This is a genomic window from Polaromonas sp. P3_B1 (genome assembly GCF_056402935.1).
Genome location: NZ_JBFUGK010000038.1, coordinates 38,340 through 58,152 on the forward strand (window position 1 = coordinate 38,340; position 19,813 = coordinate 58,152).

The following is a 19,813-nucleotide window of genomic DNA, read 5'->3' on the forward strand; positions in this document are numbered from 1 at the left end:
GTGCGCCTCAGGCAAAAAAACCGTGCAGGTACCAGGCGCGCTGCGGTGCCGATTCGGGCGGGGCGCCCAGTCGCTCGCTGTAAACCCAGAGCAGGCCGCCCTGCTCGCTGCGGTAGATGAAGTAGTCACGCAATGCCCACGGCTTTTCAGACAAACCAGCGCCGCGCGCGGCCTCGCTGTCGGCCAGCAGCCATTCGGCGGCCTCCAGCCGCTGCGGCCCGGCCAGTCGGCGCAGCCGGCCCTGGTAGACCGGGTTGTTGCCGGCGGTAGCCAGCTTGATGGGCTCGGGCAGCAGCCAGGCCGGGTACAGGGCCTCGGTTTTGGTTTCCGGGGGTGGGCTGTTGGAAGCCACCTTGGAACTCTTTAAACGCTTACGGTCGAGCCGGGCAGGATTCAACTGTGCGGTGATCGATGCCATCACGCCTCGGGCCGGCACCCAGCGCTGCATCAGCTCGGGCCGGTGGTCCGCGCAAGGCTGCCAGGCCTGCACCCGCGCATCGCCCAGGCGGGCGCTCAGGCGCTCGACCAGCTCCACCACGCCGTCACCCTGCTTGCGCGCCTCCATCAGCAGGCTGCCGGTAGCGGCAGCCGAGTCGGCCAGCAGTTCGGTGGCCAGCGACCGCAGGCTCAGGCTGTGCACCGGCGCCGGCAGTTTTTGCTGCGCCAAATGCTCGGCGATAAGGCGCGCCACATGGTGCAAGTCTTGCGCGGGCTGGGCCGTACGGATTTCAAGTTCGCCGTTGGGCGGCACATCTCGGCGCTTGTCCAGGTGCCAGGTGATTTTCAGGGCGCACAGCCCGCTCTGGCGGCCCAGCAGCCAGGCGTGCAGTTGCACCAGCAGCCGCTCCACGCCGGCCATCAATGCGGGGGCGTGGGTGACCAGCGCGTTGAGCTCAAGCTTTTCCTCGAAGTGCTCGGGCAGCAGCAGCCACTCGTAATCGTCGGGCGCGCTGCCGCGCGCGCGGTCCAGCGCCTGCAGCAGTTCCGCCCCGAAGCGCCGCGCCACACCGTCGCGCGGCAGGCGCAGCAGGTCGTCCCAAGTGCGGCAGCCTATGCGTTCGAGCACGCCCAGGTGCGGGCGGGCGGCTGTCAGCGTGTGCATAGGGAGATCGGCCACGCGTTTTTTCACGGCGGCTGCACCGTCCTGTCCCTGTTCCGCTTGCAGCCGCAAACGGCCCAGCGCGATCAACGAGGTCGCACCCTGCGCGCGCTGCACCTGGGCCCGCAGCCCGTTCTCTTCAAAAAAAGCCTCCAGGCGCTGCGCCAGCAACTGCATCAATCGCGCCAGCCCACCAAAAAGGCGCAGGCTGCCCGTCACGTCCATCAGCACGGCTTCGTCGACCAGCGCCACGCGCGGCGTCAAGCCCAGCGCCAGGCTGGCCGCCGCCTGCTGCAGCATGGCGGCATCCATCGGGCAAGCCGGCTGGCCCGCCTCAGTGGTGGTCGAGATGTGCAATGCGATCCAGCAGCGCATGGATGGGACTCTGGGGTGAGGTAAGGGGAAGCGACACCAGTGAAGGCAGCAGCAGGGGCGCCGGGATGCCGGCTTCTTCGCGCTGGCGCCGCACCCTTTCGCGACTGGCCGCCAGCATCGCGGCCAGCCGGGCCGGCCGGGTGTCCAGCAGCAGCGGCGCTGCCAGCGGCGGGCCGCGCCGCTTGAACACATCGACCCGCACCCTGCCCGCCTCATCGGCCACGCCCTCCAGCCGCAAACGCAGCGGCGCGGGCGAAGACTCCTGCTGCGCCCGCAAGGGCCGGAAGACAAACAGCAGCTTGTGATGCGCATGGGCCGCGATCTGCAAGCGGCGCAAATGTGCGCTGCGCGCATCGGGCAGCCAGGCCAGCACGCAGTGGACGTCGGCGCATTGCAGGGCCTCGCGCGTGGCCCACAGCAGCGAAGGTGCATCGCCGGGCCGGCCCTCGATGCTGAGCAGGCGCCGCATGTCCAGCGCCCGCGCGCCCAGCGCCGGGCCGAAAGGCAGCCAGGGTGCGCCCACCAGCACCGTCAACTCCCGGGCCTGGGCCTGCAAGGCCGCCAGGGCCGGCGCCACCAGGCCCCATTCATGCACCCCGGCCTGCGGCTGCAGCAACTCGATCAAGGCCCCCCGCGGCCAGCCTCCGCCGGGCAGCACGCCGTCAAGCGCCGCATAGCCCGTGGCAACGGTTTGCACGCTCGCGCCGCCGAGTTCGCCGGCGCGCCATACATGGGCGTTGGCRAAGTCCGGCAAGGCGCGGGCTGCAGGGGTTGGAGAAAGCATGATGAGGGCTCAAGCCTGAGTGACTAAGCTAGATGCTGTATTTAAATACAGTATATTGCCTTCTTGCTCAACCCCAAAATACTCAAAAAACACATTGATGCTAAAATGCTATGATGCGAACGACGCTTGATTTACCTGATTCTTTGCTGCGGGAACTTAAAACTCGAGCAGCGCAGAATGGCCAAAGCCTGAAATCTCTGTTGAATGAATTGATTCAGCGGGCTATGCGCATGCCTGCCATCCCAGATCTTGCGCAGCAAGCGGCGCCCACCTTGCCGGTTTTGAGGCGGCTTCAACCGTCACAGGGCGAAGTCGCGACGTCAACTCCAGCCCAAAGCAACGAGCAGCTTGAAGATCAAGCGCTGCAAGAAGACATCGAGAAACTACGGCGTATCGGATTCATCCGATGACCGCACCCGATCTGCTGGACGTGAACGTCTGGCTGGCGCTGGCGCACCCTGGGCATACGCACCACGAAGCCGCCAAAAATTACTGGGCCGGCGCATCCTCACCGCTAGCGTTCTGCCGCTCCAGCATGCAGGGTTTCCTGCGCCTGGTAACCCAACCCGCCGTGATGGGCGCCGCAGTTCACACGCCCGAAGAAGCATGGGCCATCTATGAGGCACATCTAAGCGGTGGACGTGCAGTGTTTCTGCCAGAGCCCGCAACGGCCGAAGCGCAAATGCACCGCTACACCACACGCCCCGGATTTCGCACCCGCGACTGGACTGATGCCTGGCTGGCCAGCTTTGCGGTGGCGGCCGGCTGTCGCATGGTGTCCTTTGATGCGGGATTCACGCAATATGAATCACTCGATTTTTTGCAGTTGAAAATCTGAGCCCGTCAGCAGATCTCATGTGGGCGCGCAAGCCAGCCCACTCAGTGCCGGATGTGTGTCGGGACTTAAGGTTTACGCGCCAGCCGGGCTACCAGCAGCAAGCCCACCAGCGCAATCACCACAAAGCAGACAAACGACCAGTTGGCGATCGAGCCGCCCAGAAAGGTCCAGTCGATCTTGGTGCAGTCACCGCTGCCCTTGAAGATCATGGGAATCGCGCGCTTGAGGGGGAAGGTTTCGATCATTCCGTAAAAATCGCGGCCGCAAGAGGCGATCTCAGGCGGGTACCACTGCAAGAAGCTCTGGCGCGCCGCGACAAAGGCGCCGAAACCGGCCAGCAGCACCATCAGGCCCGAGCCGGCCATCAAGACGCCTCTGCTTTTGGCAATGGCCGTGACACCTGCCACCACCGCCACCAGCACCAGCGCATAACGCTGCACGATACACATGGGGCACGGCTCCAGGCCCACGACATGCTGCAGGTAAAGGCCGAAGGCCAGCATGGCCACGCAGGCCGCGGCAACCAGCACCAGCACGCGGCGCGGCATGGCATCGAAATACGTCAAAAACATCAGGGTCCCTCTTTTTTCTGGGTGGATTATGAATGGTCCAGGGGTTCGGGCGTCCGGGCCGGGATTAGTTCCCGCCAGCAAACCATAGGGGGCAGATTTTGCGCCGCCTTTCAAGCGCGCAGGCCGGAATTTGTCCTACAGCCGGGACGCCGCAGCGGGCGTAGATTTTCAGGATTCAAACCACTTCTGGAGACTCCCATGATGGTGAAAAACGCCCTCGCCAGTGTCGCCGTACGCGACCTGGCTACCGCCCTGCCCTGGTACGAAAAATTGTTGGACGCCAAAGCCAGCCGTCCCATGCCCGAGGTCGGCGAATGGCAGTTCCAGCGCGGCGGCGGCTTGCAGGTCTATGAACTGCCCGAGCGCGCCGGCGAAGGCTCGCTGACCCTGGCCGTCAACGACCTCGAACCCGAAATCGAACACCTGCAAAAGCTGGGCATAGACACCAGCCAGAAAACCTCCAGCGACAAGGTCCGCACCGTGATGATCACTGACCCCGACGGCAACCATATCGCAATCGCCGAGGCCCTGATGCCCGGCGTGATACGTTGAAAACCAGCAAAAACCAGGAAGGATAGAACCATGGAATTCCACCGCGGCCGCCTCGTCGACCACATCCACCTGCGCGCCCATGACCTGGCAGCCAGCAAGCGCTTTTACCGCGCCGTGCTGCAGTCACTGGGCAAAGGCGGCGCCATTCAGGAAGCCGATACCCATTTCTCGGCCGACGAACTTTGGATAGACCAGGCCGACGGCCCGACCTCGCATGTGCACCTGGCGTTTCAGGCCAAGGACCAGGCCGCCGTCAAAGCGTTTTACGAAGCGGCCCTCGCTGCGGGCGGCACCGACAACGGCGCGCCGGGCGAGCGCAAATACCACCCGGGCTACTACGGCGCATTCGTGCTGGACCCGGATGGCAACAACATCGAGGCGGTTTACCATGGGCCTTTTACGGCTTCGGCCGAGTCGGTGGTGATCAAGCCTGCCGGTTAAGCCAGAGCCTGGGATTTCAACGCGAAGCCTTCGCCTCAAGGAGCCGGCATGTGCCGCAACATCAAGACCTTGTTCAATTTCGAGCCGCCGGCCACCGAGCTGGAAATCCGTGACGCCTCGCTGCAGTTTGTGAGAAAGCTCAGCGGCTTCAATGTGCCGTCCAAGGCCAATGAAGCCGCGTTTGATCGCGCGGTGGAAGAGGTTGCGGCCTCTGCGCGGGTTCTCATCCGCACATTGGTAACCAACGCCGAGCCGCGCAACCGCGAGGTCGAAGCTGAACGGGCGCGGGCCAGGTCGGCACTGAGGTTTGGCACGAGCCGGTAGCCGCAGCTTGACTTGCATCAGCCATGGCGGCGGACAGCACCGTGGTTGAAATCCCCGCCCTGCGCGCCAAGGCAACCCAGCCCTTGCAGCGTTTCCTCGATAGCAATGTCCAGCGGCGTGTGCGGCTCCGCACCGAGTGCCGCCACCAGGGCGGTGTTGTCCATGCGTACCGGCGTGTTCCAGAGGTAGCGCATCCGGCGCAGCTCGCGAAGGGTCTCGACAAAGGGCGCGGCCAGCGTCACCGCCCACCAGGGGAAGGATTTGATGGACGGCCGAGGGCCGCCGCGCCGTGCGACGACACGGCAGATCGCTTCAGCCAACTGGCGGCCGTCGGCGTCCCACTGGCCGTCCATATGGAAGGTTGCGAATGCAGGCAGAACCTCACGCCGCGCCAGCAAGGCGACCATGGAACGCGCAACATCCGGCAAATAGGCCCATTGGTGGCCGACGCCGGGCTTGCCAGGCAGCTTCACGCTGCGCACCGGAGCGCCCGGCTGGACCAGGCCTTGCGAGAACCAGCTGTTGCCGGCCCTCGGCCCAAAAAAATCGCCCGCGCGCACGATGATCACCCGGCAGCCGTTCCGGCCACTGTCGCGGGTCGCGTCCTTGAGGCGCTGCTCAAGCTGCACACGAATCGCACCTTTGGCCGTTTGCGGGTGTTGCGGTGAATCCTCCCGGAGGCTGGGAAATGCGTCCGGCCCGTAGTTGTAAACAGTGCCGGGCAGCACGATGGTTGCGCCCTGCGCCCGGGCGGCGGCGATCGTGTTATCCAGCATGGGCAGCACCAGCTCGCCCCAGCGACGATAGCCGGGCGGATTGACGGCGTGCACGATGACGCCGCAGCCTTGTGCCGCAGCCATGACATCACCGGGATTCATCGCATCGCCACGCAGCCAGGTGATGCCGCCACCTTGCTCGCCCGTCGGCGGCTCGCCGCGGCTGAGCGCGCGAACCTGCCAGCCTGCCGCCTGCAGTTGCCGGGCGACTTCACCGCCGATGCCACCGGTTGCGCCCAGCACAAGTGCTGTGCTTGATCGGTCTTGTTTGCTGCTCATGTCAATTCCCCAAAAAAGTTGCTATGGGTAAAGTCTGGGCCCCGAAGGGTCAAAATGGAATTGACTAAGACAGGGTAACGGCTATACATTTTTGTATGGAAGAAGATGCCGGCTGGGAGCTTTACCGCTCATTTTTGGGGGTGCTGCACGAGGGTTCGCTCTCAGGCGCAGCACGGTCTTTGGGGGTGGCGCAGCCTACCGTCGGACGCCATGTCGCCTCGCTCGAAAAATCGCTCGGCCTGGCGCTGTTCACGCGCTCACAAACCGGTTTTTCGCCCACCGAAGCCGCGCTGGAACTGCAGCCCTTCGCCGAAGAAATGGCCAGTGCCGCAGCCGCCTTACGCCGCGCCGCCGAAAGCCAGGGCGACGGTGTGCGCGGCACGGTGCGGGTCACGGTGAGCGAAGTCATCGGTGTCGAAGTGCTGCCGCCCATCGTCGCAAAACTGCAGCGCGAGCACCCGGGTCTGACCATCGAACTGGTGCTGACCAACCGCGTGCAGGACCTGCTGCAACGCGAAGCCGACATTGCCGTGCGCATGACACAGCCCAAGCAGGACCTGCTGATCGCTCRCCGCGTGGGCGAAGTGGAACTGGGTCTCTATGCGCGCCGCGATTACCTGGACGCGCGTGGCACACCACAGTCGTCAGCGGACCTGGCGCAGCATGCGCTGATCGGGTTTGACGAGGAGACACCCTTTCTGCGTTCGGCGCGCAAAGCCTTGCCCGCATGGAAGCGGGCGGCATTTGCCACGCGCACCGACAGCGACCTCGCGCAACTGGCATTGATACGTGCCGGCGCCGGCATTGGCGTGTGCCAGTCAGCGCTGGCGGCGCGTGACCCCGCCCTGGTGCGGGTGCTGCCTGGCGAGTTGTCCTTCAAGCTCGAAACCTGGCTGACCATGCACGAAGACCTGCGCCACAGCCCGCGTTGCCGTGTCACCTTCGACGCATTGGTCGAAGGTTTGCAGCAGCATATTGGTTGAAGCCGGACAGGATTCGACCTGCATAAGCAGCTGCCTGCACGCACCCGCAACTAGCCCTCCACAAACACCCTCGCCTTGCGCGGCGTGACCACCAGCATGTCGCCTTCGCGCAAGCCCATGTCGGCAAATTGCTGCGAGGGCATCTGGGCTTCGATGATGGCGTCGCCCGGGACATTGCCTTTTTGCTCGTAGCCTTCGGCGGGAATCAGTTCCAGCCGCGCGATGGGGCCGATGACGATGGCGCGCTCCAGGTGGGCGACGATGCCCTCGGCGCCGGGTGCGTAGCGCTGCACGTCCAGGTCGTGCGGGCGCACATAGGCAAAGGCCTTGGCGTCCTGCGCGCCGGCATGCTCCGGTGAATTGAGGCGCAGACCTTCGAGCTGAACTTCGCCTTCATGGGCACGGCCATGGAACAGGTTGACGTCGCCGAGGAAACCGTAGACGAAGGGGCTGGCCGGGTGATCCCAGACCTGCTGCGGCGAGCCGATCTGCTCGATCTTGCCCTGGTTCATCAGTACCACGCGGTCGGCCACTTCCAGCGCCTCTTCCTGGTCGTGCGTCACAAAAATACTGGTCACGTGCAGGTCGTCGTGCAGGCGGCGCAGCCAGCGGCGCAGCTCCTTGCGCACCTTGGCATCGAGCGCGCCGAAGGGCTCGTCGAGCAGCAGCACCTTGGGCTCCACCGCCAGCGCGCGCGCCAGAGCGATGCGCTGGCGCTGCCCGCCCGACAGCTGCGAGGGAAAGCGGTCGGCCAGCCAGTCGAGCTGCACGAGGTTCAGCAGCGAATGCACTTTTTCCTTGATCTGCGCCTCGCTGGGCCTCACGCCGCGCGGCTTGACGCGCAGGCCGAAGGCCACGTTCTCGAACACCGTCATGTGGCGGAACAGCGCATAGTGCTGGAACACAAAACCGACCTGGCGCTCGCGCACATGCACGTCAGTCGTGTCTTCGCCGCTAAAAAGAATGCTGCCGCGGTCGGCGGTTTCCAGGCCGGCGATGATGCGCAGCAAGGTGGTCTTGCCGCAGCCCGAGGGGCCCAGCAAAGCGACCAGCTCGCCCGATTCAATGTCCAGGCTCACGTCGCCGAGTGCCTGGAAGTCGCCAAACTGTTTGCTGACGTTGCGAATTTCCATGCTCATATCTTTCTCTCTTTCTCCCTCCCCACAGCGAAGAGCAGGTTGGGCATTTTTCTTCTTCCCTCTCCCCCTGGGAGAGGGTTAGGGTGAGGGCCGGCGGCTGCAAATCGGGAGCCGCCCTCACCCTAGCCCTCTCCCTGAGGGAGAGGGGATAAAACGGGGCGCTCGGGCGGCAAGTCCGCCGCGGCTTTCATGTCGGCTTCGTGGCGCCATTCGGCCACCGACTTGATGGCCAGCGTGACCAGCGCCAGGATGGCCAGCAGCGACGCCACGGCGAAGGCGGCCACCGACTGGTATTCGTTGTAGAGGATTTCGACGTGCAGCGGCAGCGTGTTGGTCTGCCCGCGGATGTGGCCGGATACCACCGACACCGCGCCGAACTCGCCCATGGCCCGCGCATTGCACAAGATGACACCGTAGATCAGGCCCCATTTGATATTGGGCAAGGTGACATGCCAGAAGGTTTGCCAGCCGGTCGCACCCAGCACGATGGCGGCCTGCTCCTCGTCATTGCCTTGCGCCTGCATCAGCGGGATCAGCTCGCGCGCGATGAAAGGAAAGGTCACGAACACGGTCGCCAGCACAATGCCGGGCACGGCAAAAATGATCTTGATGTCATGTGCCAGCAGCCAGGGCCCAAACCAGCCCTGGGCGCCGAAGATCAGCACATAAATCAGGCCGGCCACCACGGGCGACACCGAAAACGGCAGGTCCACCAGCGTCGTCAGCACCGACTTGCCGCGGAACTCGTACTTGGCAATCGCCCAGGCGGCGGCCACGCCGAACACCAGGTTCAGCGGCACGGCAATCACGGCGGCGATCAAGGTCAGCTGGATGGCCGACCAGGCATCGGGCTCGCGCAGCGCGGCCAGGTAAGCGCCAAAGCCCTTGCGCAAAGCCTCGGTGAACACGGCCGCCAGCGGCAGCACCAGGAACAGCAGCACAAACAGCAGCGCCACGGTGGTCAGTGTGTAGCGGACCCAGGGCGCCTCGGTGGTGCCGGCGCTGACGCGGCGGTTGATGGGGGACGACACGGCGCTCATGCGGGGGCCCCTGCGTTACGGCGCTGCCAGGCCTGCAGGCCGTTGATCACCAGCAGCAGCACAAAGGACACCAGCAGCATCACCACGGCCACGGCGGTGGCGCCGGCATAGTCGTACTGCTCGAGCTTGCCGATGATGATGAGCGGCGTGATCTCGGAAATCATGGGCATGTTGCCGGCGATAAAGATGACCGAGCCGTATTCGCCGATCGCCCGCGCGAAGGCCATGGCAAAGCCGGTCAGCAAGGCCGGCGTGATGTGCGGCAATATCACTTTGGTGAAGATTTGCAGGCGCGTGGCGCCCAGCGAGGTTGCGGCTTCTTCAAGCTCTTTCTCGGCGTCTTCCAGCACGGGCTGCACCGTGCGCACCACAAACGGCAGGCCGATAAAGATCAGCGCGATCACCACGCCGGCCGGCGTGAAGGCCAGCTTGATACCCATGGGCTCCAGGTACTGGCCTATCCAGCCGTTGCCGGCCAGCAAGGCCGTCAGCGAAATACCGGCCACGGCCGTGGGCAGCGCGAAAGGCAAGTCGACCAGCGCATCGACAATTTTTTTGCCCGCGAACTTGTAGCGAACCAGCACCCAGGCCAGCAGCAGGCCAAAGACCAGGTTCACCAGCGCGGCGATCAGCGAGGCACCGAAGGTCAGCCGGTAGGAAGCCAGCACGCGCGGCGAGGTCACCGCGGTGACGAACTGCTCCCAGCTCATCGTGAAGGTCTTGAAGAACAGCGCCGAGATCGGGATCAGCACGATCAGGCTGAGATACAGGACCGTGTAACCCAGCGTCAGCCGAAAGCCGGGCAGCACGCGCCTGGCGGCTCTTTTGCTACCCGCAGGGGTTCCCGGCGCCACCGCGGAAGGCGGCGCCACAGAAGACAAGGCAGTCATGGCTTGGCTTATTTAACGGTATAGAGCTTGTCGAACTGCCCGCCGTCGTTGAAGTGCACTTTTTGCGCTTCACCGAGGCTGCCGAAGACGTCCTGCACCGTGAACAGCTGCAGCGGCTTGAAGGTGCTCGCGTATTTCCTGAGCACGGCCTGCGAGCGCGGACGCAGCGCATGGCGCGCGGCGATCTCCTGGCCTTCTTCCGAATAGAGGTAATTGAGGTAGGCCTTGGCCAGGTCCGCCGTGCCCTTCTTGGCGACGGTGCGCTCCACCACCGCCACCGGGTTTTCCGCCAGGATGCTGATGGACGGGTAAACCGCGTCCACCTTGCCTTCACCGAACTCCCGGTTCACCGACAGCACTTCGGACTCGAAGGTGATCAACACGTCGCCGATATTGCGCTGCAGGAAGACGGTGGTCGCATCGCGCCCGCCCTTGCCCAGCACCGGCACGTTTTTGTAGAGCTTGCCGACGAACTCGGCGGCCTGCGCGTCGCTCGCGCCCTTCTTCTTGGCATAACCCCAGGCCGCGAGGTAGGCGTAGCGGCCGTTGCCGCCGGTCTTGGGGTTCACCACCACGACCTGGATGCCGGGCTTGATGAGGTCGTCCCAGTCCTTGATGCCCTTGGGGTTGCCGTTGCGCACCAGGAACAGCATGGTCGAGGTGGTGGGCGATGCGTTGTCCGGAAATTTCTTCGCCCMGTCCTTGGCGACCACGCCGGCGTTGGCCAAAAACTCCACATCGGTCGAGGTGTTCATGGTGACCACGTCGGCGTCCAGGCCGTCCGCCACCGAACGCGCGACGGCGCTGGAGCCCGCATGCGACTGGTCCACCTTCACGTCCTTGCCGGTGGTCTTTTTGTAGTGGGCGATAAAGGCCGCGTTGTAGTCTTTGTAGAACTCGCGCGCCACGTCATAAGAGCCGTTGAGCAGGGTTTGCGCCTGTGCCGAAGTGATACCGCTCGTTGCCAAAGCCAGGGTAGCAAGAGCGATTTTGAGTTGCGAGAAAGTCATGCCGTTTCCAGGGAACCGAAAGAAGAAGAGGAAGAAGTCTGCGAAGAGGAAAAATCAAGGCGGCTGGCCGTGAGGGACGCATCCCCCGCCAGCGATTGCAGCAGCGCGATGCCCAACGGCCATTCGCCGTGGCCCGATTCAATGTTGATGTGGCCGGCATCCTGCATGCGCACAAACTCGCTGCCCCAGGCGCGGGCATAGGCGCCCGCCAGGCGCACGGGGCAGAAAGGGTCGTTGCTGCTGGCCACCAGCACGCTGCGGTAAGGCAGCTTCTGGTGGGGCACAGGCGCGAAATCGCTCAGCACCGCGCGGCGCTCCGGATCGGCAGGCGCGACCAGCAAGGCACCCTGTATGCGCTCGGCCGCCTCAGGCGGCAAATGCGCCGTCGCAATGCAACCCAGGCTGTGCGCAACGACCACCACCGGCTCGTCCTGCAGCAGGATGGTGTTGGCCAGCGACGCGACCCAGGCCTTGCGCGATGGCGTGATCCAGTCGTCCTGGCGCACGCGCACCGCATTGCCCAGGCGCTCGGCCCACAGGCTTTGCCAGTGGCCGGGACCGGAGTCGCGCCAGCCGGGAACGATGATGAAACGCACGCTGCGTGAACCCGTCTGCTTACTTGTTCGGCTGCGGCGTGACGCGCAGGTAAGGCTTGATGGCCTTGAAACCCTTGGGGAAACGCTGGGCAATCTCGGCCGGGTCCTGCAGGCTGGGCACGATGATCACGTCGTCGCCGTCCTTCCAATTCACCGGCGTGGCCACTTTGTAGCCGTCGGTCAGCTGCAGCGAGTCGATGACGCGCAGGATTTCGTCGAAGTTGCGGCCCGTGCTGGCGGGATAGGTGAAGGTGGTGCGTATCGCCTTCTTCGGGTCAATGATGAACACACTGCGCACCGTCGCCGTGGGGCCGGTGCTCAGGGCGTTCGGGTGGATCATGTCGTACAGGTTGGCCACCTTGCGGTCGGCATCAGCCAGGATGGGGAAGTTCACCGTGGTGTTCTGCGTCTCGTTGATGTCGTTGACCCACTTGCCATGGGACTCCAGCGGATCCACGCTGATGGCAATGGGTTTGACGTTGCGCTTGGCGAATTCACCGCTCAGCGCGGCAGTCTTGCCGAGTTCGGTGGTGCAGACGGGCGTGAAGTCGGCGGGGTGCGAGAACAGCACCACCCAGGAATCACCGGCCCATTCATGAAAGGAAATCTTGCCCGCGGTGGAGTCTTGCGTGAAGTCGGGGGCGGTGTCGCCGAGTCTGAGAGTGGCCATGGTTGCTCCTTGAGTTGCTTGATCAAAGCATTGTGGGGAGCAAGCGTTAAAACGCAAAAGAATATATTGCTCTTAATTTATCTGGATTTCCGCATAAGGTTTGTTGTTTGATTGTTTTAACAGCTGGCTTCTTGCTGAGGCGGCTGGCCGGGTCTCGCCCCGGCGGGCGAGGCACTTTTCTTTGCTTCGCCAAAGAAAAGTACCCAAAAGAAAGGCGACCCGCAGTCTGGGTCCCTACGCTTCGCTTCGGGCAACCTGCGGTGCTCGAGCCAAGCGGGGTCAAAAACAACWCGCTACGCTCAGACACGTTTTTGCCCTGATCCGCTTGTCTCTGCGCTCCTCGGCCCAGCCAGGACGGGGCAATCGGGAACGGAGACAGAAGACAAAGAAGACAAATACAAACAAGGACACGCCATGGCGTGTCCTTGTGGTTTCAGGTATTCGGGATTCTGTCTTCGGCTGTTGGCTGTTGGTAGTCGGGCCCCTTGTGTATGCGCCGAGGAGCGCAGGTCCAGACGGATAAGGGCAAAAACGTGTCTGAGCGAAGCGAGTTGTTTTTGACCCCGTCTGGACCGAGCACCGCAGGTTGCCCCGGAGCGAAGCGCAGGGGACGCAGGAACCAGGGTCGCCTTTTCTTTTGCTTACTTTTCTTTTGGCGAAGCAAAAGAAAAGTGAGTTGCCGCCGGGCAACCCCCGGCCAGCTACCCTTAGAAGAGGTAGAAGAAGAAACAGAGGTAAGAGAGGGACAGCGCGCGAGGCCGAAGCAAGACCCGGCCAAAACCTCAAACCAACCCATCCCCCCTCATCCTCTCCCCAAGGAAATCCAGAAAACTCCTCACCGCCGGCACCTGCCCACGCCGGGAGGTGAACACGGCATGCGCCACACCGGCGGGCAGCGCCCAACCCGGCAGCACCGGCACCAGCAACTGGGCCTGGCGCTCGGCCACACTCATGGAGTCGGGTAAAAAAGTCATGCCGGTGCCGGCCAGTGCGGCGAGCTTCAAGGTCTGCAGGTCGTCGGCGACATAGCGCGGCTGGTGCTGCAGCACGAACTCCTTGCCGCCAGGCCCAATCAGCCGCCAGGACGAGCGCCCGTCGGCCCAGGACATGGCGATGGTGTCCAGCTTGAGCAGGTCCTCGGGCTTTTCGGGCCGGCCCTGGCGCTGCAACAGGGCCGGGCTGGCCAGCAGCTGGCCGCCGCTGGAGCCCAGGTTCTTGATCACCAGGCTGCCGCTGTCTTCCAGCGTGGGGCGCACGCGCAGCGCGATGTCTATGCCCTCCTCCACCAGGTCGATCACGCGGTTGGTCACGCGCATGTCTATGCGCACCTGGGGGAACATCTCCATATAGCGCGGCACCAGGTAGCCCACCGAGCCCTGCGCCAGCGTCACCGGGCAGGTGATGCGCAGGGTGCCGCGCGGCTCGACCTGCATTTGCGCCACGGCTTCGGAAGCCGCCAGGGCCTCGTCGCGCATGGCGCCGCAGTGGCGCAAATAGATTTCACCAACCTCCGTCAGCGAGAGCTTGCGCGTGGTGCGCTGCAAAAGCCGCACGCCCAGCCTGGACTCCAGTTCCGCCACGCGGCGCGACAAGCGTGACTTGGGCAAGCCCAGCGCGCGCCCGGCCGCGGCAAAACCGCCCCGCTCCACCACCTCGGCGAAATACAGCATGTCATTGAGGTCTTGCATCAGAAACCGTCCTTTCATCGCGACCGGATTTGGCCCTCGTTTTCAATTGATTGTCCCAATAACAGGACGATCTATCGCAATTTTACCGACTTATCAATCAATCGACTCATCCGCACAATCTATCCATGGCTGCGATTCAAGGTGAATACGGCCTGAAAACCTGATTCAACAACCTCAACAACTCTTTCATCAAGGAATCCCATCATGACCAAGCTTCTTCACATCGACTCCAGCATCCTGGGCGGCAACTCGGTTTCCCGCCAGCTCACCGCCCAGATCGTGGCCTCCTGGCGCGCTGGCCACCCCGGCACCGAAGTCAGCTACCTGGATCTGGCCGCCGACACGCCATCCCACCTCTCGGCCGAATCGCTGGGCTTCCGCATGCCCGCCGGCTCCGAGCTGAGCGATGCGCAGAAGCGCGAAAACGCCGTGTCCGAAGCGCTGGTGACGCAATTCCTGGCAGCCGACGTGATCGTGGTGGGCGCCCCGCTGTACAACTTCGCCATTCCCAGCCAACTCAAGGCCTGGATTGACCGCGTTGCCCAAGTCGGCCGTACCTTCAAGTACACCGAAAAAGGCCCGGTCGGCCTGGCCGGCGGCAAGACCGTGATCGTGGCCTCGGCCCGTGGCGGCGTGTATTCGACCAGCGAAGCCATGACGGCCCTGGAACACCAGGAGAGCTACCTGAAAGTGGTGTTCGGTTTCTTCGGCATCACCGATGTGCGTTTTGTGCGCGCCGAAGGCCTGGCCATGGGCGAAGCCGCCAAGGCCGCGGCTTTGGCCGCCGCGCAGATTGAAATCGTGACGCACACGCAAGCGCCCGCCGCCAACCAGGAAAAGGCCGCCCTGGCTGCCTGACCCGGCGCGCGAAGCCAAGCGCAGCCGCCCAGGAAAAAGCCCGCAATCGCGGGCTTTTTTGTTTCACCGGCAGCATTGCTTGCTGCCCGGCGAAACCGCTGAGGCAGGCTCATGGAGCAGCCAGCTCGACCCTCACCGCTAAAGGACCGGGGCGCCGCAGGACGTCCAGCCCTGAATCAAGCCGCCCGAGGCGGACAAGGCCGTCTGAAAAATCGAAGTCCTTGTAATAGATCGCGAGATTGCCCCACGGTGCGTAATAAGCGATGTCGCCGGTGGAAGGCTTGTATCCCGCGGTCGCGCCTTTTGTTGGCAGCGCAGCTGGCAAGTCGGCGACTTTCTCCGTGGCCGCGTAGTCTTTCAAAACGAGGCTTAGCGGAAGCAGCGCCGCAAATTGCCGGGCGCTGTCGTGGTTCTCGAGCGTTGCCGTCGCAATGACGATGCCATCCACGCTCATCCGGATTTTCATAACGGAGGCCTTTCTGCGCGGTGCCGGGTCGGATTGTGGCTGGGAGGCTGCCCGGGTATCACCGCCCGCAGCCGCCAGGGTACTCGCACAAAGCAGTGGAAGAACCAGCAAGGCGCAAAACCGCCGCTTGTGCATCAGGCGCCCGCCTGAGCGAGATGCTTGCCAAAAAAGGCCGTCAGCTTGTCCCACGGAATCAGCGTCACGCGGTCATACAGGTCCACATGGCCGGCACCCGGAACGATAAACAGCTCCTTCGGTTCAGCGGCCCGCTTGTAGGCATCTTCGCTGAACTCTTTCGAGTGCGCCTGGTCGCCGGTGATGAACAACATGGGGCGAGGAGAGATCGTCTCGATGTCATTGAAGGGATAAAAGTTCATGAACTTGACGTTGCTGCTCAGGGTCGGGTGAGTGGTGGTTCTCGGCGATCCGCCCTTTGGCGTGTATTCGCCCCGGGGCGTGCGGTAGAAGTCGTAAAACTCGCGCTGGATGGGGTGCGTGTCCGCCATCAGCTGATGGACAGTGCCGCCGGTGTACTGGATTGCGGCGCCGTTGAATTCCGCCTGGCGCTGTTCGGCTGCCGCTGCAATGATCTGCTTGCGCTGCTCCAGCGTCTGCGAATGATTGAGCGCGTCGCGATTGGCCGCGCCCATGTCATACATGCTCACCGTGGCGATGGCTTTCATCCGCGGGTCGATCTTCGCCGCGCTGATGACAAAGCTGCCGCTGCCGCAAATGCCGATGGCACCGATCCGCTGCCGGTCCACGAAGGCCTGGCTGCCGAGGTAATCCACCGCCGCGCTGAAGTTCTCGGCGTAAAGGTCCGGCGCAACAGCATTGCGAGGCCGGCCGTCGCTGCCGCCCCAGAAAGCGAGATCCAGGGACATGGCCACAAAGCCCTGCTCCGCCATCTTGGTGGCATACAGGTTCGCGCTTTGCTCCTTCACCGCGCCCATGGGGTGGCCGACAACGAGTGCCGGGTTGCGCTTTTTCCGGTCAAGCGTCCGGGGAATGAAAAGATTCCCCGCGACGGTCATCTGGTACTGGTTCTTGAAGGTCACCGGCTGCATGGTCACCTTGTCGCTTCGGTAAAAATTATCGGCGCCGGCGGGCCTGCCTGGGTTGGTTTGCGCGTCGGCAGCAAAGGCGCCGCCGCCAACGGCCGAGAGCATGCCGGCCGCGGCCATGCCTGTCCCCGCCATTTTCAAAAATTCACGGCGACCGGATGCGTCGCAGGGCAGTTCGTCCAGGGGGAAACTTGCGTTTTCGAAATTTGTTTTCATAGCCATGTTCCTTTGATTGAAGTTGATGCTGTGTAGTTTGGCGATCAGCCTTCATATTGACTAGGTAACAAATGCTTAATGGATTTGTTAGTATTTCAAACCAATCGAAAACTGCACAGGGAGCAAAAAAATGCCGCGACGCAATCTCAACGACCTTCTGGCCTTCGTCACCGTGGCGCGACAAGGCAGCTTCACCCGCGCCGCCGGTACGCTGGGCGTAACGCCCTCCGCGCTGAGCCAGGCCATCAGCGGGCTGGAAGAAGGCTTGAAGATCCGGCTGCTCACACGCACCACGCGCAGCGTTGCGCCGACCTCGGCTGGCGAGCGGCTGATGAAAGCCATCGGCCATCGCTTCGACGAGATTGAGGCGGAACTAGACGCATTGACCGATCTGCGCGACAAGCCCGCAGGCACGGTGCGCATCACCTGCGGCGACCATGTTCTGCAAAGCACCCTGCTGCCCAGGCTCGCACCGCTGCTCCGCGACTACCCGGACATCAAGCTGGAGTTCGACGTGAACTATGGGTTTCGGGACATCGTGGCCGACCGTTTCGATGCCGGTGTACGCCTCGGAAACACCATCGACAAAGACATGATTGCCGTTCCCATCGGCCCGCCGCTGCGCATGGCGGTCGCAGCTTCGCCCGGCTATTTTGCGGCACACCCCAATCCCAAAACGCCACACGACCTCACCGCGCACCAATGCATCAACCAACGAATGCCGACTTCCGGCGGCTTGTATGTCTGGGACTTTGAACGCCGTGGCCGGCAGGTCAATGTCCGTGTGGATGGCCCGCTGATCTTCAACACGACACTGCCGCAAGCCGACGCGGCACTGGCAGGGTTGGGCATCGCCTTGCTGCCGGAAGATGAACTGATGGCACACATCGAAGCCGGGCGGCTGGTGCGCGTGCTGCAGGACTGGTGCCCGAAGTTTTCCGGCTACCACCTCTACTATCCCAGCAGGCGCCAGCCTTCACCCGCTTTTTCACTGGTGGTGAAGGCATTGCGCGTGAGTGGATCAGCGCAATAGCCGGCGCTCCCCAGCCCGCCAAAAAGACTTAAAAGCAATTAGCAAACGACAAATAGGTCGTTCCCTGTGAGCCGCGGCGCCCCTACAATCTTCGGCTGACCGGTCAGCCGGATACAGCAGAACAGCAGAGAAAGGTGAAGATGACAGCAATTTCGGCTCCGGACGACCGCACGAATGCGGAAGCAACCACGGGGCATACCCCTTCCTCCATCGAGATCCGGCCATTTGATGCCCCGCTGGGCGCCGAAGTGCTGGGCATGGATCTTTCGAAACCGCTCAGCACCGCCGATTTCAGCCGCATCCACCGCGCGCACCTGGACCACCATGTACTAGTGTTCCGCGACCAGCGCATCACGCCGCAGCAACATGTCGATTTCAGCCGCCGCTTCGGCCCGCTGCAGATCCACGTGCTGAAAAACTTCCAGCTGCGGAACCACCCGGAAATCCTGATCGTCTCCAACATCAAGGAAAACGGCGAGCCCATAGGCCTGGGCGACGCCGGCCATTTCTGGCACTCCGACCTCTCCTACAAAGACAAACCCAGCCTGGGCTCGCTGCTGCACGCACAAGAGCTGCCCGAGGAAGGCGGCGACACCCTGTTCGCCAACCAGCACACCGCCTGGGACACCCTGCCCGACGCACTCAAGACCGCCGTGCAGGGCCTGCGCGCAGAACACACCTACCTCGCCAAATACGAAGAACTGCGCAGCCGCAACCCCTGGCGGCCCAAGCTCACGCAGGAACAGGTTGAAGAAGTCAAACCGGTAGTCCACCCCGTGGTCCGCACCCACCCCGAGAACGGCCGCAAGGCGCTGTTCGTCAGCGAACATTTCACCACCCGCATCCTCGACATACCCGAGGATGAAAGCACCGCGCTGCTACGCGAACTGTTCGCGCACACCTCCCGCGCCGAACTCATCTACCGCCACCAATGGCAGCCGCACGACATGGTGTTCTGGGACAACCGGTCCGTCACCCACCTGGCAGCAGGCACCCCCGACCACCTGCGCCGCAAGCTCTACCGCACCACGATTGAGGGTGATACGCCGTTCTGACGGCAGTGGTCTACCTGCAGTTACCAACGCCAAGGCCGCCAGCCCTGTCTTGCAGACCGCAGCCCAGGCTGAGCCTGGGCTTCTTCGCGCTGTCCAGATGCGCGCAGGCGCATCTGGAGCCGCAGCGCTCAGCCCCAACCCTCTCCCAGAGGGAGAGGGAGCAAGAAGGTTCGGTATTGGTATTCGGCTGTGAGGTATTTCTGTCCCCACCCCTTGTGGATGCGCCGAGGAGCGCAGGTTCAGGCGGATGAGGGATCGCGTTGTCTGAGCCGAAGGCGAGTTTAGCGAGACCCCGCCTGAACCGAGCACCGCAGGTTGCCCGCAGCGAAGCGGAGGGACGCAGCAACCAGGGGTCGCCTTTTCTTTGGTGACTTTCTTTTGGCGAAGCAAAAGAAAGTTACTTGCTGYCGGGCAACCCCGGCCAGCAGAACTTAGAAGGGAAAATCGAAGCGCAAAGGCCGGAGCAAGACCGGCCAAACCAATTAGGCGTGCTTCTTAACCCAAGCCACATATGCATCCACCCACCCTTGCAAAAACTTCCGACTCCCCTCCCCAAGGCTGCCATCAGCCTCATAAAGCCCCTCCTTGTTATGGATAAAGGCTTCCGGCTGCCCCAGTGTAGGCACATTCAGGTAAGCCAGGATGTTGCGCAGATGCTGCTGCGACAGCGCCGTTCCGATGGCCCCGACCGAAGCGCCTATCACCCCAGCCGGTTTGCCGTCCCACACGCTCTGGCCGTAAGGCCGCGAAGCATGGTCAATGGCGTTCTTGAGCACCCCGGGAATTGAGCGGTTGTATTCGGGCGTAACGAACAGCAGGCCCTGCGCGGCCTTGATCTCACCCTTGAGCCGGGTCACCTCGGCCGCCGGATTGCCGTCATCGTCCTGGTTGTAGAGCGGCAGGTCGTCGATGCGCACGTGGGTGAAACTGAAGTCCGCGGGGAATAATTTTTCCAACGCCCTCGCGAGCTTTTTATTGAATGAGTCCTTGCGTATGCTGCCGACGACGACGGCGATGGTGTATTGGGCCATGGGGTTCTCCAGGAAGTGGTGGATGGGATGGGGA

At 63.2% G+C, this 19,813-nt stretch carries 23 protein-coding genes; 9 read left to right on the plus strand and 14 right to left on the minus strand.

What is annotated here, in order from left to right:
- Window positions 1-7: 7 nt before the first annotated feature.
- Window positions 8-1,474: a Y-family DNA polymerase gene (locus AC1DXS_RS19695; RefSeq protein WP_477739156.1), complete on the minus strand. Its 1,467-nt coding sequence runs from the start codon at window positions 1,472-1,474 to the stop codon at window positions 8-10.
- Window positions 1,434-2,258 (minus strand): translesion DNA synthesis-associated protein ImuA, encoded by an 825-nt coding sequence (gene imuA, locus AC1DXS_RS19700; protein ID WP_477739157.1) that lies wholly within the window; start codon window positions 2,256-2,258, stop codon window positions 1,434-1,436. Before imuA ends, AC1DXS_RS19695 begins: the two co-directional genes overlap by 41 nt.
- A 113-nt stretch (window positions 2,259-2,371) precedes the next feature.
- Here imuA and AC1DXS_RS19705 point away from each other — a divergent pair, with 113 nt between their 5' ends.
- Entirely contained in the window at window positions 2,372-2,668 is a 297-nt protein-coding gene (locus tag AC1DXS_RS19705) for a hypothetical protein (protein ID WP_477739158.1), read from the plus strand.
- Window positions 2,665-3,096 carry a TA system VapC family ribonuclease toxin gene (locus tag AC1DXS_RS19710; RefSeq protein ID WP_477739159.1) on the plus strand — a complete coding sequence of 144 codons (432 nt, stop codon included), beginning with the start codon at window positions 2,665-2,667 and terminating at the stop codon, window positions 3,094-3,096. Before AC1DXS_RS19705 ends, AC1DXS_RS19710 begins: the two co-directional genes overlap by 4 nt.
- Before the next feature lie 65 nt (window positions 3,097-3,161).
- Here AC1DXS_RS19710 and AC1DXS_RS19715 read toward each other — a convergent pair whose 3' ends face one another.
- The gene (locus AC1DXS_RS19715; protein ID WP_477739160.1) at window positions 3,162-3,668 is read right to left on the minus strand and encodes a disulfide bond formation protein B; all 507 of its coding nucleotides are present in this window, start codon (window positions 3,666-3,668) and stop codon (window positions 3,162-3,164) included.
- A gap of 198 nt (window positions 3,669-3,866) precedes the next feature.
- On the opposite strand from AC1DXS_RS19715, the gene AC1DXS_RS19720 reads away from it, so the two are divergent.
- Genes AC1DXS_RS19720 through AC1DXS_RS19730 form a run of 3 tightly spaced genes read left to right on the plus strand, consistent with a single transcriptional unit; the run spans window position 3,867 to window position 4,985 of the window.
- Window positions 3,867-4,220, plus strand: a complete 354-nt coding sequence (locus tag AC1DXS_RS19720) for a VOC family protein (RefSeq protein ID WP_477739161.1) — start codon at window positions 3,867-3,869, stop codon at window positions 4,218-4,220.
- A gap of 30 nt (window positions 4,221-4,250) precedes the next feature.
- The gene (locus AC1DXS_RS19725; protein ID WP_477739162.1) at window positions 4,251-4,661 is read left to right on the plus strand and encodes a VOC family protein; all 411 of its coding nucleotides are present in this window, start codon (window positions 4,251-4,253) and stop codon (window positions 4,659-4,661) included.
- Between the two features lie 48 nt (window positions 4,662-4,709).
- Window positions 4,710-4,985, plus strand: a complete 276-nt coding sequence (locus tag AC1DXS_RS19730) for a DUF2277 domain-containing protein (RefSeq protein ID WP_477739163.1) — start codon at window positions 4,710-4,712, stop codon at window positions 4,983-4,985.
- A gap of 17 nt (window positions 4,986-5,002) precedes the next feature.
- Here the strand turns inward: AC1DXS_RS19730 and AC1DXS_RS19735 are convergent, their stop codons facing one another.
- Window positions 5,003-6,040 (minus strand): NAD-dependent epimerase/dehydratase family protein, encoded by a 1,038-nt coding sequence (locus AC1DXS_RS19735; RefSeq protein WP_477739164.1) that lies wholly within the window; start codon window positions 6,038-6,040, stop codon window positions 5,003-5,005.
- Between the two features lie 95 nt (window positions 6,041-6,135).
- On the opposite strand from AC1DXS_RS19735, the gene AC1DXS_RS19740 reads away from it, so the two are divergent.
- Entirely contained in the window at window positions 6,136-7,023 is an 888-nt protein-coding gene (locus tag AC1DXS_RS19740) for a LysR family transcriptional regulator (RefSeq protein ID WP_477739165.1), read from the plus strand.
- Between the two features lie 50 nt (window positions 7,024-7,073).
- Here the strand turns inward: AC1DXS_RS19740 and AC1DXS_RS19745 are convergent, their stop codons facing one another.
- The 7 genes from AC1DXS_RS19745 to AC1DXS_RS19775 form a co-directional block, all read right to left on the minus strand.
- Entirely contained in the window at window positions 7,074-8,162 is a 1,089-nt protein-coding gene (locus tag AC1DXS_RS19745; protein ID WP_477739166.1) for a sulfate/molybdate ABC transporter ATP-binding protein, read from the minus strand.
- A 122-nt stretch (window positions 8,163-8,284) separates the two neighbouring features.
- Window positions 8,285-9,202, minus strand: a complete 918-nt coding sequence (cysW, locus tag AC1DXS_RS19750; RefSeq protein ID WP_477739167.1) for a sulfate ABC transporter permease subunit CysW — start codon at window positions 9,200-9,202, stop codon at window positions 8,285-8,287.
- Window positions 9,199-10,092 carry a sulfate ABC transporter permease subunit CysT gene (gene cysT / locus AC1DXS_RS19755; RefSeq protein ID WP_477739168.1) on the minus strand — a complete coding sequence of 298 codons (894 nt, stop codon included), beginning with the start codon at window positions 10,090-10,092 and terminating at the stop codon, window positions 9,199-9,201. The genes cysW and cysT overlap by 4 nt, the downstream gene beginning before the upstream one ends.
- An 8-nt stretch (window positions 10,093-10,100) precedes the next feature.
- Entirely contained in the window at window positions 10,101-11,102 is a 1,002-nt protein-coding gene (locus AC1DXS_RS19760) for a sulfate ABC transporter substrate-binding protein (protein WP_477739169.1), read from the minus strand.
- A complete protein-coding gene (locus AC1DXS_RS19765; protein ID WP_477739170.1) occupies window positions 11,099-11,698 on the minus strand; it encodes an RBBP9/YdeN family alpha/beta hydrolase in 600 nt (199 codons plus the stop codon). The genes AC1DXS_RS19760 and AC1DXS_RS19765 overlap by 4 nt, the downstream gene beginning before the upstream one ends.
- Window positions 11,699-11,717: 19 nt before the next feature.
- Complete coding sequence (locus AC1DXS_RS19770; protein WP_477739171.1) at window positions 11,718-12,368, minus strand: peroxiredoxin; 651 nt, start codon at window positions 12,366-12,368, stop codon at window positions 11,718-11,720.
- A 782-nt stretch (window positions 12,369-13,150) separates the two neighbouring features.
- A complete protein-coding gene (locus AC1DXS_RS19775; RefSeq protein ID WP_477739172.1) occupies window positions 13,151-14,056 on the minus strand; it encodes a LysR substrate-binding domain-containing protein in 906 nt (301 codons plus the stop codon).
- Between the two features lie 204 nt (window positions 14,057-14,260).
- Here AC1DXS_RS19775 and AC1DXS_RS19780 point away from each other — a divergent pair, with 204 nt between their 5' ends.
- Complete coding sequence (locus AC1DXS_RS19780) at window positions 14,261-14,914, plus strand: FMN-dependent NADH-azoreductase (RefSeq protein ID WP_477739173.1); 654 nt, start codon at window positions 14,261-14,263, stop codon at window positions 14,912-14,914.
- Between the two features lie 109 nt (window positions 14,915-15,023).
- Here AC1DXS_RS19780 and AC1DXS_RS19785 read toward each other — a convergent pair whose 3' ends face one another.
- Together AC1DXS_RS19785 and AC1DXS_RS19790 are read right to left on the minus strand one after the other, a co-directional pair.
- Entirely contained in the window at window positions 15,024-15,380 is a 357-nt protein-coding gene (locus AC1DXS_RS19785; protein ID WP_477739174.1) for a cyclophilin-like fold protein, read from the minus strand.
- Window positions 15,381-15,514: 134 nt separating this feature from the next.
- Window positions 15,515-16,579, minus strand: coding sequence for an alpha/beta hydrolase (locus tag AC1DXS_RS19790; protein WP_477739178.1), 1,065 nt, complete (start codon window positions 16,577-16,579; stop codon window positions 15,515-15,517).
- 211 nt (window positions 16,580-16,790) lie between these two features.
- Between AC1DXS_RS19790 and AC1DXS_RS19795 the strand changes: the two genes are divergently transcribed.
- A complete protein-coding gene (locus AC1DXS_RS19795) occupies window positions 16,791-17,693 on the plus strand; it encodes a LysR family transcriptional regulator (protein WP_477739175.1) in 903 nt (300 codons plus the stop codon).
- A 140-nt stretch (window positions 17,694-17,833) separates the two neighbouring features.
- On the plus strand, window positions 17,834-18,748 hold the full coding sequence (locus AC1DXS_RS19800) for a TauD/TfdA dioxygenase family protein (RefSeq protein WP_477739176.1): 915 nt from the start codon (window positions 17,834-17,836) through the stop codon (window positions 18,746-18,748).
- Between the two features lie 482 nt (window positions 18,749-19,230).
- Here the strand turns inward: AC1DXS_RS19800 and AC1DXS_RS19805 are convergent, their stop codons facing one another.
- Window positions 19,231-19,779 (minus strand): NADPH-dependent FMN reductase, encoded by a 549-nt coding sequence (locus AC1DXS_RS19805; RefSeq protein ID WP_477739177.1) that lies wholly within the window; start codon window positions 19,777-19,779, stop codon window positions 19,231-19,233.
- Between the last annotated feature and the right edge of the window lie 34 nt (window positions 19,780-19,813).

Bases quoted from the DNA above. Each gene is read 5' to 3' on its own strand.
- AC1DXS_RS19705 (WP_477739158.1), top strand. From the start codon at position 2,372: ATGCGAACGACGCTTGATTTACCTGATTCTTTGCTGCGGGAACTTAAA.
- AC1DXS_RS19775 (WP_477739172.1), bottom strand. From the start codon at position 14,056: ATGCAAGACCTCAATGACATGCTGTATTTCGCCGAGGTGGTGGAGCGG.
- AC1DXS_RS19745 (WP_477739166.1), bottom strand. From the start codon at position 8,162: ATGAGCATGGAAATTCGCAACGTCAGCAAACAGTTTGGCGACTTCCAG.
- AC1DXS_RS19725 (WP_477739162.1), top strand. From the start codon at position 4,251: ATGGAATTCCACCGCGGCCGCCTCGTCGACCACATCCACCTGCGCGCC.
- AC1DXS_RS19790 (WP_477739178.1), bottom strand. From the start codon at position 16,579: ATGGCGGGGACAGGCATGGCCGCGGCCGGCATGCTCTCGGCCGTTGGC.
- AC1DXS_RS19805 (WP_477739177.1), bottom strand. From the start codon at position 19,779: ATGGCCCAATACACCATCGCCGTCGTCGTCGGCAGCATACGCAAGGAC.
- cysT (WP_477739168.1), bottom strand. From the start codon at position 10,092: ATGACTGCCTTGTCTTCTGTGGCGCCGCCTTCCGCGGTGGCGCCGGGA.
- AC1DXS_RS19695 (WP_477739156.1), bottom strand. From the start codon at position 1,474: ATGCGCTGCTGGATCGCATTGCACATCTCGACCACCACTGAGGCGGGC.
- AC1DXS_RS19800 (WP_477739176.1), top strand. From the start codon at position 17,834: ATGACAGCAATTTCGGCTCCGGACGACCGCACGAATGCGGAAGCAACC.
- AC1DXS_RS19780 (WP_477739173.1), top strand. From the start codon at position 14,261: ATGACCAAGCTTCTTCACATCGACTCCAGCATCCTGGGCGGCAACTCG.
- AC1DXS_RS19770 (WP_477739171.1), bottom strand. From the start codon at position 12,368: ATGGCCACTCTCAGACTCGGCGACACCGCCCCCGACTTCACGCAAGAC.
- AC1DXS_RS19715 (WP_477739160.1), bottom strand. From the start codon at position 3,668: ATGTTTTTGACGTATTTCGATGCCATGCCGCGCCGCGTGCTGGTGCTG.
- AC1DXS_RS19785 (WP_477739174.1), bottom strand. From the start codon at position 15,380: ATGAAAATCCGGATGAGCGTGGATGGCATCGTCATTGCGACGGCAACG.
- AC1DXS_RS19720 (WP_477739161.1), top strand. From the start codon at position 3,867: ATGATGGTGAAAAACGCCCTCGCCAGTGTCGCCGTACGCGACCTGGCT.
- AC1DXS_RS19710 (WP_477739159.1), top strand. From the start codon at position 2,665: ATGACCGCACCCGATCTGCTGGACGTGAACGTCTGGCTGGCGCTGGCG.
- cysW (WP_477739167.1), bottom strand. From the start codon at position 9,202: ATGAGCGCCGTGTCGTCCCCCATCAACCGCCGCGTCAGCGCCGGCACC.
- AC1DXS_RS19730 (WP_477739163.1), top strand. From the start codon at position 4,710: ATGTGCCGCAACATCAAGACCTTGTTCAATTTCGAGCCGCCGGCCACC.
- AC1DXS_RS19735 (WP_477739164.1), bottom strand. From the start codon at position 6,040: ATGAGCAGCAAACAAGACCGATCAAGCACAGCACTTGTGCTGGGCGCA.
- AC1DXS_RS19795 (WP_477739175.1), top strand. From the start codon at position 16,791: ATGCCGCGACGCAATCTCAACGACCTTCTGGCCTTCGTCACCGTGGCG.